The 13,162-nt window shown below is 33.8% G+C and carries 11 protein-coding genes and 1 riboswitch; of the genes, 7 read left to right on the top strand and 4 right to left on the bottom strand.

Annotated elements, in window-relative coordinates:
- The first annotated feature begins 18 nt into the window (after nt 1-18).
- The 7 genes from RT037_RS03475 to RT037_RS03445 all read left to right on the top strand — a co-directional run bounded on the left by RT037_RS03475 (nt 19) and on the right by RT037_RS03445 (nt 6,872).
- The gene (locus RT037_RS03475; RefSeq protein WP_313028186.1) at nt 19-930 is read left to right on the top strand and encodes a T9SS type A sorting domain-containing protein; all 912 of its coding nucleotides are present in this window, start codon (nt 19-21) and stop codon (nt 928-930) included.
- A gap of 161 nt (nt 931-1,091) precedes the next feature.
- On the top strand, nt 1,092-1,739 hold the full coding sequence (locus RT037_RS03470; protein WP_312322814.1) for a response regulator transcription factor: 648 nt from the start codon (nt 1,092-1,094) through the stop codon (nt 1,737-1,739).
- Between the two features lie 5 nt (nt 1,740-1,744).
- Nucleotides 1,745-3,493 (top strand): sensor histidine kinase, encoded by a 1,749-nt coding sequence (locus RT037_RS03465; protein WP_312322812.1) that lies wholly within the window; start codon nt 1,745-1,747, stop codon nt 3,491-3,493.
- A gap of 262 nt (nt 3,494-3,755) precedes the next feature.
- Entirely contained in the window at nt 3,756-4,253 is a 498-nt protein-coding gene (locus RT037_RS03460; protein WP_313028182.1) for a pyruvate decarboxylase, read from the top strand.
- A 75-nt stretch (nt 4,254-4,328) separates the two neighbouring features.
- Nucleotides 4,329-5,648: a magnesium transporter gene (mgtE, locus tag RT037_RS03455; protein WP_313028181.1), complete on the top strand. Its 1,320-nt coding sequence runs from the start codon at nt 4,329-4,331 to the stop codon at nt 5,646-5,648.
- 104 nt (nt 5,649-5,752) lie between these two features.
- Nucleotides 5,753-6,454: a CoA transferase subunit A gene (locus RT037_RS03450; RefSeq protein ID WP_313028179.1), complete on the top strand. Its 702-nt coding sequence runs from the start codon at nt 5,753-5,755 to the stop codon at nt 6,452-6,454.
- Nucleotides 6,455-6,503: 49 nt separating this feature from the next.
- The gene (locus RT037_RS03445) at nt 6,504-6,872 is read left to right on the top strand and encodes a VOC family protein (RefSeq protein WP_313028177.1); all 369 of its coding nucleotides are present in this window, start codon (nt 6,504-6,506) and stop codon (nt 6,870-6,872) included.
- 40 nt (nt 6,873-6,912) lie between these two features.
- Here the strand turns inward: RT037_RS03445 and RT037_RS03440 are convergent, their stop codons facing one another.
- The 4 genes from RT037_RS03440 to ccsA all read right to left on the bottom strand — a co-directional run bounded on the left by RT037_RS03440 (nt 6,913) and on the right by ccsA (nt 12,816).
- The gene (locus RT037_RS03440) at nt 6,913-7,092 is read right to left on the bottom strand and encodes an Arc family DNA binding domain-containing protein (protein WP_312322019.1); all 180 of its coding nucleotides are present in this window, start codon (nt 7,090-7,092) and stop codon (nt 6,913-6,915) included.
- Between the two features lie 36 nt (nt 7,093-7,128).
- The gene (locus RT037_RS03435) at nt 7,129-7,995 is read right to left on the bottom strand and encodes an SPFH domain-containing protein (protein ID WP_313028173.1); all 867 of its coding nucleotides are present in this window, start codon (nt 7,993-7,995) and stop codon (nt 7,129-7,131) included.
- A 95-nt stretch (nt 7,996-8,090) separates the two neighbouring features.
- Nucleotides 8,091-9,200: a T9SS type A sorting domain-containing protein gene (locus RT037_RS03430; RefSeq protein ID WP_313028172.1), complete on the bottom strand. Its 1,110-nt coding sequence runs from the start codon at nt 9,198-9,200 to the stop codon at nt 8,091-8,093.
- Nucleotides 9,201-9,296: 96 nt separating this feature from the next.
- Nucleotides 9,297-9,484, bottom strand: a riboswitch (cobalamin riboswitch).
- Nucleotides 9,485-9,567: 83 nt separating this feature from the next.
- Nucleotides 9,568-12,816, bottom strand: coding sequence for a cytochrome c biogenesis protein CcsA (gene ccsA / locus RT037_RS03425; RefSeq protein WP_313028170.1), 3,249 nt, complete (start codon nt 12,814-12,816; stop codon nt 9,568-9,570).
- Nucleotides 12,817-13,162: the final 346 nt, after the last annotated feature.

Below are 13,162 nucleotides of genomic sequence, written 5' to 3'. Positions count from 1 at the left end.
AATAAATCAAATTAGAAGATGAAAACTTATATTACCAAAATTTCGGTGGTCTGTCTCATCTTGCTATTCCATCTGAAGGTATTTGCTCAAGATGAAGTATATGCATATCGTGGTGGTATTGCAGATGGTTTCACAACAGAGACAATCGTCAACAATACTTGCGCGACTCCAATCCATCATTATGCTTATTTTGGAGGAGAAGGAGACGGATCGGCACTAATGACATTAGAAAATGCATCTTGTTCAACTCCATTTCATCATTACGCATATTTTGGAGGAGAAGCCGATGGCGCCACAACTATGACTATTGAAAGCTCATCATGTGCAACGCCATATCATCAGTACGCGTACTTTGGTGGTGAAGCCGATGGTTATGGCTCGAACAGTACTACTAATGTTTGCCCTATTAATCCACCAGTGGCCGATTTTATTGCAGATAAAACAGATGTTTGTACAATGCAATCAGTACAATTTACTGATACATCGACGAATATGCCAACTGGTTGGAATTGGACTTTTGAAGGTGGACAACCTAGCACTGCTACTACCAAAACGGTGACAGTTACATACAATACTCCTGGATTATATCAAGTTAAATTGGTGGCTGCAAATTACAATGGCACAGACACCAAGATAAAAGTTGATTACATCAACGTTGTGGAAGATTGTAGTAGTTTAGGATTAGGCAATATCAGTAAGAAAAATATTGAAATTTATCCAAATCCTACAAGAGGAATTCTTAACCTAAAATCTCAAAGCGAGATTAAAACTATTGATGTGTACGACATGAGTGGTAAGAAAGTAACTTCCATTGTACCAAATAACAAGCAAGTTCAAATTAATCTTGAAAAACTTAATGCAGGTGTTTACATCCTAAAAATAAAATCTATTTCAGGTGTAGAAACAGTAAAGGTCATCAAAAAAGATTAATAACAAAACATTTACTTTATAAAAAATCGCTCTACTGGAGCGGTTTTTTTTATTACAACTTTCACTATATTAAAAAAAAATTATAAATCAAGTAATTACATAAAAAAAAAATTAACTTTATCAAAAACATAGCTAAAAACTCTAACCTAAACTAATTATACATGATACGTATCGCCATTGTGGAAGATAATTTTCTTTTATCTAAAGCAATACAAGAGAAAATCGAATTTTATGATAATATAAAAATAAAATTCACCGCAGAAAACGGCGCAGAGTTGCTCAAAAAGATGGAAGAGAATTCACAAATCAATCTTATCTTGATGGACATTGAAATGCCAATAATGAATGGCATCCAAGCGACCGAATATATCAAAAAAAAATATCCTCAAATTAAGATTTTAATTTTGACTGTGATGGATAATGATGAAAATATCTACAACGCAATAAAAGCAGGTGCTGATGGCTATTTACTAAAAGAAGTTACATCAGAGAATTTATATAAAAGCATTATGGATACCTTAGAAGGTGGTGCGGCAATGACGCCAGCAATAGCATTAAGAACATTAAAATTTTTGCAAAATTTTCTATATATAGACTCTATCGAAAAAACTGAAGATATCAAACTTAGTAAGCGCGAAATTGAAGTTTTACAACAGTTAAGTAAGGGGCTTAGCTATAATAAAATTGCTACCAATCTTATCCTTTCTCCATTCACTATTCGCAAACATATAGAGAATATCTATAAGAAGTTGCATGTCTGCTCAAAGATTGAAGCTATTGAGAAAGCAAAAAAAGAAAGGTTAATCTGATAGTTATGAAATCTTTCCTTTTATTTTTTATCACCAGCATTAGTTTTTGTTTTGCGCAAAATTCAAAAAAAGTAGACTCAGTAAGCAATATGCCTTTAACCTATTTGCAAGCAAATCTAAAAACAGCAATACCTATACTTGAAAGAAATGCAGATGATGCAAACAAAATCGGCAATACAAAAGCTGAAGCAAAAACCTATGCACTATTAGCATTAGCAATGTATTTTCATGGTGATTATGATCAAAATATTTTTTACTTAACTAAAGCTATTAACTTATTCGAAAAAATTGGAGATTGGGAAAATGTATCAAAAGAATATAGCGAATTGGGCTACCGCCTAAAGGCTACCAATATAGTGGATTCCGAAAAATATCTTCTAAAAGCAATGAAAATTGCAGAAAATAAAAATTTTTCAACGCCATTATTAAGTATTTATAATCAATATGGTGAAGTCAAATCCTTAAAAAAACAAGAAGATAGTGCAATGATTTACTATAAAAAGGGACTTTCAATTAAAGAAAAAGTTAATGATAGTGTTGGTATCCCCTACAGTTTAGTTAATATTGGCTACTCATATACGAAAAGTAAAAAATTTGGATTGGCCAAAAAATATTTTGACAGAGCCATGAGCTACAGAATTGCACTCAAAGATCATTACGGGATTTCTGACACATATGCTTATTATGGCGATATGTACTTTGAAATGAAGAAATATAACCATGCAATTGATAACTATAAAAAATCATTAAATATTGCGACAAATTATGAAATAACAAATTTAATTCGACATAATCTTAATATGATTTCACAAGCCTATGAAGCACAAAATGACTATCAAAATGCTTTGTCATATTATAAAAAAAGTCAAACAATTAAAGATAGTATTATTAATAAGGAAACTTATGATAAAATGTCCGAGTTGCAAATTAAATTTGATACATTCTCCAAAGAAAACCAAATATTACAACAGCAAGCCATTGAGAAAAAAAGAAACAATACGATAAAAATTTTAATCATAATAATAGCTTTCCTTTTACTAACAGCATTCTTAATCAATCGACAATTAAATCTTAGAAATCTAAATCAAAAAAAAGAATTTGAACTGAAAACTGCATTTGAAAAAATTGAATCACAAAATAAACTAAGCGAGCAACGACAGTCCATATCTAGAGATTTGCATGATAACATTGGGTCACAATTAACCCTTATAATTTCATCTATTGATAACCTTAAGAATATCCCCAAAATAGACCAAACTATTTTAAGCAAAAAACTTTCATCAATTAGTAACTTCACTCGAGAAACAATTACAGAGCTTAGAGACACGATTTGGGCTATGAATTATGATAACGTTAATTTTGAAGAAATCCATTTAAGAGTTTTAAATTTTATTAGCAAAGCACAATACTCTTATGAAAACATCAATTTTACATTTAATATTGAAGAACAACTTCAATCGAGAAAACTTAGCTCAAATGAAGGATTAAACATTTTTAGAATAATACAAGAAGCCATAAATAACGCCGTTAAACATAGCAATGCAAAAAATATAGATATCTCGATAACAACTTCTAAGAATCAAATTATTTTCTCAATAAACGATGATGGCAAAGGATTTAACCCTAATGAAATCAACTTTGGAAATGGTTTGAGAAATATGGAAAGGAGAGCCAAAGATATTGCTGAAAATTTCGATATTTATTCTGAAAAAGGTTCAGGAACAACAATCAATTTCTCAATTAAAAAATTGTAAATATTAAATTGTAAATACATTATTTTAAGTCTTAATAATATCCAACAAAAACATCATAACTATACTAAATACTTATTTGTTAACGAGAAATATTATTCAAAAACAAATATTTGTTAAATTTTCTTAAAAAAAAGTCATTTAAGAAAAAAAATGGTAGTATTTTTGCATTGTAATCGCGATGAATAAAAAACTACTTTTTGGCATTGGCATTTTTGCCGTTTTTTTACTTGTAATAAGCTGTTCCACTGCTGGAAAAAGCCAAATGGCTGTTGCGCAATTAGCAAAGAAAAATGATATCAAAAGGATTCTTTATTTCATACCTGAAGTTATTCCTGATATTGAGGAAATAAAACAACCAACCTACGACGTATTTTTTACAGCTGCCAGCGACAAAATGATGTCTCTTGGTACTCGCGATTATTTAAGAATTGATATTCCTGTAGAATATGACAGCGTTAATGTTGATATGCTTCGAGAGTTTTGTAAAAACAACGATGCGGACGTTGCTGTTGTACCTCGTGTTAAATACTTTAAAGTTGGATTAGGAAAATATGTATTTTCTAACCAAGTCGAAGTTAGTCTTAAACTTTTCGACGCAGAAGGTAACTTTATGTTAGAAACCAGTTATGACACCTTCAAAGCTGGTGGTCGTATGCTAGGTTCCGCTGCCAATTCTGTAAAAATCGGAACAAAAGGTGCACTTCAAAACATGAATAAAGAATTACAAAACAATCAAATTTTCTTTATTAAATCTACTTAACATTTTTATAAGGACTTCGCTAGATTTCTTTATTCATAGACTTTTTAATACTTTTGCACTTTAAACAAAAAAGCTTTGGAAAACACGGAACTTATAAAGAACCCAGCTGATATTGCCGAATCTCTAAGTGGACTTCCCGCTAAAGATAGGCTTTTGGCGTTTTTGAAAGTTCCGAAATCCGATAAAGCGGAAGTTTTTGCCCATCTCGATCCCGATTTCCAAGAAGAAACTATACGAAGTATTGGTAGTAATGAAGTAGCGTACATCCTTAACGAAATGACGCCCGATGACCGTACGCAATTGTTTGAGGATTTCCCAGATGAGCTTATTAAATATTCCATCAATCTACTTAATCCGCAAGAACGTCGTGTTGCCCTAAAACTTTTGGGTTATCACTCGGACTCTATTGCTAGATTGATGACCCCTTATTATATCCAAATTCGCAAAGAATGGACTGTTAAACGTTGTTTTCAACAGATTAAAAAAGTTGGTGCTAAAGTAGAAACCATGAATTATCTATTTGTGGTGGACGAAAAAAATCGATTAATCGATGATATTACAATTGGTACTTTGTTGTTAGCAGACGAAGATCAATTGGTTTCTGAACTTTGTGACAATCATTTTGTAGCGATTACAACGACAACTTCCAAAGAAGATGCAGTCCCTTATTTTGAAAAATATGACCGAAGTGCAATGCCGATTATCACTGAAGCGGGCGTTTTGGTTGGGATTGTAACGATTGATGATATCCTTGACCAAATTGAACAACAAAACACCGAGGATATTCAGAAATTTGGGGGTTTAGAGGCTTTAGATTTGCCTTATACGCAAACACCTTGGACAGAAATGATTAAGAAAAGAGCTACTTGGCTTATTATTCTTTTCGTGTCCGAAATGTTGACTGCCAGTGCAATGGGCTATTTTGATAAAGAAATTGAAAAAGCAGTTGTTTTAGCATTATTTGTTCCGTTAATTATTTCGAGTGGCGGTAATTCGGGTTCTCAGGCGGCAACCTTAATTATCCGTGCAATGGCGCTACAAGAGCTTAGTCTTAAAGATTGGTGGTACGTCATGAAAAAAGAAATTGTATCGGGTATAATGCTTGGTTTAATTCTTGGTGCCATTGGATTTTTAAGAATTATGATGTGGCAAGAGTTGGGACTTTTTAACTACGGAGAATATTGGGTTTACGTAGGATTAAGTGTTTCGGTATCCTTAATTGCCATTGTACTTTGGGGAACGCTTTCTGGATCAATGATACCGTTTGTTTTAAAGAGATTAAACCTTGACCCCGCAACATCATCTGCTCCTTTTGTGGCAACTTTAGTGGATGTCACAGGATTAATTATTTACTTTACAGTGGCGGGATTATTCTTAACAGGCAGATTATTGTAAACTTCCCCACTCGACAATCACTTTTTTTTTATTTGTTTATCAATATTAGGTCGTAGAATTCTGTAATTTTTAGTATTTTTAAACCACAGAAACAGAATCTCATTATGATTAATAAAACGGTAAAAAACGTTGAAGAAGCTTGCCATGACATCCAAGATGGCGCTACCATTATGCTAGGCGGTTTTGGTCTTTGCGGAATTCCAGAAAATAGTATTGCCGAATTGGTAAAAAAGAACGTCAAAAATTTAACTTGTATTTCTAATAATGCTGGTGTTGACGATTTTGGACTTGGATTATTACTTCACCAAAAACAAATCAAAAAAATGATTTCGTCTTATGTTGGCGAAAATGCTGAATTTGAACGTCAATTGTTAAGTGGCGAATTAGAAGTTGACCTAATCCCACAAGGGACTTTGGCGACACGTTGTATGGCTGCTGGTTACGGTATGCCAGCAATCTACACGCCTGCTGGTGTTGGGACCGAAGTTGCGGAAGGCAAAGAAACGCGAAATTTCAACGGGAAAGATTATTTGTTAGAATATGCTTTTGATGCAGATTTTGCGATTGTAAAAGCTTGGAAAGGCGATACAGCGGGTAATTTGATTTTCCGTTCGACGTCACGAAATTTTAATCCTTTGATGGCGATGGCTGGTAAAGTAACAATTGCCGAAGTTGAAGAATTGGTTGAAGTTGGTGAATTGAATCCTGACCAAATCCACACACCGGGAATATACGTGCAACGGATCTTCCAAGGTGAGAAATACGAAAAAAGAATTGAACAAAGAACTGTTCGTAAGGCTAACTAATATGAGGCTCCAGATTTTTGGAGCTTTTTTTTAAATTAAATTTTATCAAATGAAATTAGGTGCATTTTCTATAAGCTTGAGTGTCAAAAATTTAGAAGTTTCTAAAAATTTTTATGAAACACTTGGATTTGAGGTTTTTGCTGGCGCATTAGCTCAAAAATATTTAATCATGAAAAATGGCGACAGTCTTATTGGTCTTTTTGAAGCAATGTTCGAAGGGAATCTCTTGACTTTTAACCCTGGATGGGACCAAAATGCACAAGCATTGAAAGATTGGAACGATGTCCGCGAAATTGCTAAACATCTTGAAGAAAATGGCATTAAAGCCAATGTACAAATCGATAACGAATCTGGTCCAGGAAGCTTGACTCTGCAGGATCCAGATGGTAATATGATATTAATTGATCAACATCAATAATATTAAAAACAAAAAGCTCAGAAAATTCTGAGCTTTTTTATTAAGATTTATCTGTTTCCTTTTCTTTTGTTTCCTTTTTCTTTCGACCAGCATTGGTAAGACTTTGATGAATGAGAAATTCGATTTGCCCATTCACACTACGGAACTCATCGATTGCCCATTTCTCAATCAATTTATACGTTTCTTCATCAATCCTTAAAACAAAACTTTTCTTGCTCATTTCGTTTCATTTAAAAGCTCAAAAGCTTCGTTTACATTAATTATAAAGAGTTCCTGTATTCAGGATTGGTTGTGCGGCTTTTTCACCACATAACACTACCATAAGATTGCTTACCATCGCTGCTTTGCGCTCGTCATCCAATTCTACAATATTCTCTTCCGATAATTTTTTTAATGCTAAATCTACCATCCCAACTGCACCTTCAACGATTTTGGTTCTTGCCGCAACTATTGCCGTCGCTTGTTGTCTTTGTAACATTGCACCTGCAATTTCGGATGCGTACGCTAAGTGCGAAATTCTGGCTTCTTGTACGATAATTCCTGCAGGAGCAAGACGTTCTGTCAACTCTCTTTCCAAAATATGGTTAACATCTTCCCCACCGCCTCTCAAGGTAATTGGCGCATTTTCGTCCTCCAAATTATCATAAGGAAAACTAACCGCCAAGTGACGAACAGCCGCCTCACTTTGCGTTCTCACATATTCCAAATAACGCTCTACATCGAAAGCTGCTTTGTAAGTATCGCCAACTTTCCAAACAATAACTGCTCCAATCTCGATGGGATTTCCCATTTTATCATTAACCTTAAGGGTTTGACCTTGTAAGTTTTCGGAACGAAGACTCATTCTTTGTGATGAATAAAACGGGTTGATAAAAAACAAACCATTCTCTTTAACAGAACCGACATATTTTCCGAAGAAGTTAAGAACACGCGAGTGATTGGGCTGGATGATCATTAAACCTTTCATAAAAAAGAATGATAATAACACCATCAAAATCGCTACAACTGCCAATCCTACGCTATAATCGATAGAATATATAAACAATCCTATGCCTGCAAAAAACAGGATTACGCTTATTAATAAAGCAAGGTAACCAGACATTGGTTTTAAAACTTTTTCCATGTGTTTGAAATTTTGATATTAATTTGATATCATAAAGATATATATTTTTAAAATACAAAACATAAAAAAAACGCCTAAAAAAGCGTTTTAAATTTTTATTGTTTGATAAAGCTTTGTTTAATGAGCTTGTCGTTGGTTTTTAAAACAAAAATATATGTTGCTTTAGAAAGTTTAGAAACATCAATTTTTGAAGCATTTAAAACTCCCGATTGCAGCAACTGCCCGCTCATATTGAAAATTTGGAAACTAGGATTTTTAAAATCTCCTTCAACATTAATAAAATCTTTCACTAAAGTTGGATAAATTTTAATCCCATTCGCAGTTTGATTATCAACCGACATAGCGCAATTAGTCTCAACCGTTATATTTTGAACACTTACAATTTGATCCTCACAATCTTTTTTAATCAAATTAAAATTAGAATTTCCTTCAACGTTAATTAGCGTCACATTGTTCAGCGTTCCGTCCATAAAATCAAAAGAAGTTAATTGATTATTCTTCGCTAAAATCGTTTTTAACAACGGATTATTTTTGAATGCAATATTCGTTAATTGATTAGATTCAGCCGAAAACCAATTAAGTTTCGTAAGTCCAGACAAATCCAAAGTCGTCAACTGGTTGTTGTTGATATGAATTCTTTCTAGGTTAGTATTTTGTAAAACATTCAAACTCGTCAATTTGTTGTTAACCAAAAATAAACGTTGCAAATCTTTAAGCTCGGACAAATCAATCGATGCCAGGGCATTCTCATTGATGTAGACGATTTTTAACTTCGAGTTTTGAGGAAAAATAATACCAGTCAACTGATTTTTATTAAGTTCGATATTCGTCATTTTATCAAGTGCCGAAACATCCAAAACGCCTGTTAGTTTATTATTACGAAGATTAAGCGTCGTAACTTTCGTATTTTTTGAGACATCAATTTTGTTAAGATTAATAAGATCTCCCAAATTAAGCTCTGTCAAATTTGTAAAATACTCAATTCCCGTTGCATCATAGATATTAGGATAATTGGAAAGATTACGAATCGCCGTCAAAGTCAAAGCTTCAGTCTCCGAAATTTGTCCATCTTTGTTAGCATCCACCGCTGGATAAGCTTTAATAATAGCTGCTTTGAAATTAGCATCTGGAAAGTTGATGTTTTGTGCATTAGCCGCACTTGCGCCCATAATTAATAGGCTGAACGTGGTAAAAAACCGCTTCATAAGTATAAAATTAAATTAGTTTAACTCCCGAAACTATTGGGGATTATACTCATAAAGAGTGGTTATGAAAAGACAGAATGTCCATCACCTTTGTCCCCGAAAGTATCAACATTAGGCAGGTCTCCTGGCTCACATCTTGACATCGTCCTTCCCAAATATGACTTCAGTGGACAACTATTTGACATCAAGTTTTGTAGTTTACAGTTGCGGGTACAGCTTAGGTATTACACCTAATTCCCTTTTAATAAGACAAAAACATCTTAACCTAATTGCCGCAAAGATAGTATAAATAAAGCTTTTTCAGAAGTTTTAAAACAAAAAAAGGCACATCATTAACGATATGCCTTTATTATTTTATTAATCAAAATTAAGGTTGATCTTGCGTACGTTCCTCTTTTTTAATTAAAAGACTTTTGTGTAAGCTTTTATATCTAAAGTAAGAGACAAATGACAAAGTCGCCATAAATAACAATCCTAAATATACCCAAAGCGGAACCGGAATTGGATCTCCTTTTGCATAAGAGTGAAGTCCTGTCAGATAGTAATTAACACCAAAATAAGTCATTACCATAGAACAGAATGCAATCATTGTCATTACATGGAAAATATGTCTTCCACGAAGTCCAGGTACCAATCTCATGTGCAATACAAAGGCATAAACCATAATTGAGATGAAAGCCCAAGTTTCTTTCGGGTCCCAGCTCCAATAACGTCCCCAACTTTCGTTAGCCCAAATACCACCCATAAAGTTACCAACTGTAAGCGCAACTAGACCAATACTTAAAGACATTTCGCTAACGATAGCTAACTCTTTTAAAGTTGTATCATTATGTTTTTTGAAAACTCTTGTCGATGCAATAATGTAGAAAATCAAAGATATTACGGCAATCAACATCGATAAGGAGAAGAAACCATAACTCGATGCAATAATCGCAACGTGTACAATCAACCAATACGATTTAAGAACTGGTACAAGTGGCGTAATCTGAGGATCTAAAGCTGCACCACCATGCGCAAATCCCATCATAACAACCGCAACCAAGAATCCTGCTGCAGGAATTAATGCATTTGAATTTCGGTACAGGGCAAAACCAGCCGAAATACCTACCCACGAAATAAAGATAATCGCTTCGTAACCATTACTCCAAGGGGCATGACCAGAGATGTACCATCTTGCAATTAACCCTAAGAAGTGGAAGAAGTAACCAACTGCTCCTAAATAGATTAATCCTTTAACGATTTTGTTTAAAACCTTGCTTGGTCTAAACAATTCAATAAAAGCAAAAATCAACAAGACGCTACCTAAAATTGTATAGAAAATCAACAACTTAAAGTTGATATCTAATTTATTTAAAAGAACTTCTAATTCTATTTTTGAATCTGGCGGAATCACTTGTTTTCCCCATTTGTGTTGATAAGCTTCAACTTTTGCTAACTCTTCGTCTGCTTTTTTCCAATTTCCGTTTTGTGTTGCAAGAAGAACACTTGACAGATATGGACCAAGAACATCTTGGGCGTTTTTATCCATTTCGAAATCCGCTGTCATCACCGAATTCCAAGTGTGGTTAGCGTCATTCTGAACCGGAACTGCACGGAAATATTGATAAGACATTAACGCATTAAGAACCTGAACTTTATCGTTTAGTTTAATAACTGCTTCATCGAATTTTGTCTTTTCAACAGGCTTTTTACGGAATGCCGCATTATATTCGTCTTCCAAAACAAAACGAAGATTTCCGTTCTTATCAGCTGGGAATAATTTTACTAAACTTGTAAAACTATCATCATTAGCTTTAGTAATTTTTGCTAAATCTCTACCAACTTTTCCTCGAGTTTCGATTTTAATAATATTAACCTGAGCCCAAAACATTGGATCGATTGTCGCTGCCAAAAACCATTGGTTAGCATCCAAATGTTGGAAGTGATCGCGACTAGTCAATTTATGTAAAATGTCGATTGCCTGCGTGTTAGCAGGTTGTATACGACCTTCATAACTTTGCACCAACATATGCCCAAACTTCTCCGCGTGCTCTTTATCAATTTGAATATTCTTCACCAAATCATCTGCAGAAATGGTATTCATTTTAGAAGTTGGCGCAGGATTATTAGTTTTAGGCGCTGACACATTATCTTTGCTACCATCCGATGTCGAATGGGTTTCAATTTTTTGTGCATTAAGTCCTAAACTTAAAAACAATAATAAAGCACCAGCTACTTTAGCTTTTTTCTTGCTGACATCTTTCAGCATTTTGTTAAGATTCCAGAATCTAGAACCTTTCCAGAACATTGTGACAAACATCCCTACGAACAAAAATCCATAACCGATATACGAGATTAAAGTCCCCCAATAATCGTGGTTAACAGACAAAATACTCCCTTTTCTATCTGGGTCAAAACTCGCTTGGAAAAATCTGTAACCTTTATGATTAAGAACGTGGTTCATATAGATTTTATAAGGTGTTTGTTTGCCTTCATCAATAATTTGTACATGAGATTCGTACGCTGATGGCGACGAACTTCCTGGATAAGTTTCCATCACGAATTTATCAAGTTTTAAAGCAAAAGGCGTGTTATAAACTTTTGGACCGAAGCCAATCATCACATTCATACCGTCCAATTGGATTTGTTTGTATGCGTTAGGGTTCCCTTTCTCAACAGAAAGATCAACCATCATTTTAGATTTTGGACCTTTAACCTCGACAGTTAATTGATCTGGTACATCTTTATCTTTTTGTTTATCACCTTCGTAAGCTTTCAAACTTCCTTTTTTAAGACCTTCTGGCACAACCAATTTTAGATCATTAATAGAGTAAAGACTTCTCAAAACCAAAGGTTGAAATTTATCTTTAGTCGTTGTCCCAGTTGCTTGCGTTGCCATCGTCATAAACTGCGCATCAACGGGCGTTTTAATAAATAATGAATCTTTTTCTTGTCGAAATTCTACTGCACCTTCAATAGAAGTTCTGTTAAAACTCACCAAAGTCCCATTAATATTTTGAACATCGCCTGGCGCCAAGTAGATATTTTGTCTTCCGCCTTTTTCATTGGTAGAAACAAGGTGTAGATACTCTTTACCATTCGGGTTAACGACCATGCTATCCATTTTGCGTTGCATGTAGTTAACCGCTTTCACTTCCAATTGTTTTTCGTGGAAGTTATATTTTGCATTCATTTTGTAATGAAGCGGCGACATAAGATACGGAATATCAGGATAATGCAGCTCTTCTCCTTTTTCTTCAACCTTTACTTTTAGAAAGGTTTTATCTGTAACAATCTCGTTGTTGGTTTCACCTTCGCGGATGTGCATCACCCCTTCGAAACTGATGTATCGCGTAATAGCACCACCAATAAAAATTAAAATAAATGCCAAGTGAAACATTAGAACTGGCCACTTTTCTCTTCTCAGAAGTCGATATCTACCAATATTCCCAATAAAATTAAGAATCAGTAAAAACATAATCGCTTCAAACCATTTGGCCTCATAGATTAAAGCCTTTGCAGTTGGCGTTCCGTAGTCATTTTCTACAAAAGTAGCGACAGCCATTGCGATAGCGTATAAAAGTAGCAAAGTCGCCATTGTACGCGTCGAAATCAGAATATCCTGAATTTTTTTCATAGTAATTCTATATAAACGATGATCCTAAATCCAGTAAAAACACACTTAAAAATAGCCTAGATTCAGTCGAATGCAAAAATAGTGATGTTATTTAGATTAAATATATAAAATCAGGCATTAATGACAATTCTCATAATCGATTTTGACTATTAATTGGCTAAAATTTGATTAGTTAAAGTAATAATTTAGGACTAAAATTCACTTTCCGAATTGTTATTAAATATTTACTCACTTTTTTATGTTATTCAATCTTAAAAATCAGATATAAATTCATTTTTTAAATTTTAATTTTTATTAAATCTAAATAACATTACGCTTCAAAATTATTTTCAAATCTAAATCTATC

This window comes from Soonwooa sp. (genome assembly GCF_032062245.1).
GTDB lineage: Bacteria > Bacteroidota > Bacteroidia > Flavobacteriales > Weeksellaceae > Soonwooa.
The sequence above is the reverse complement of the archived record's forward strand: the minus strand, read 5'-3'. Positions and strand labels throughout refer to the sequence as shown.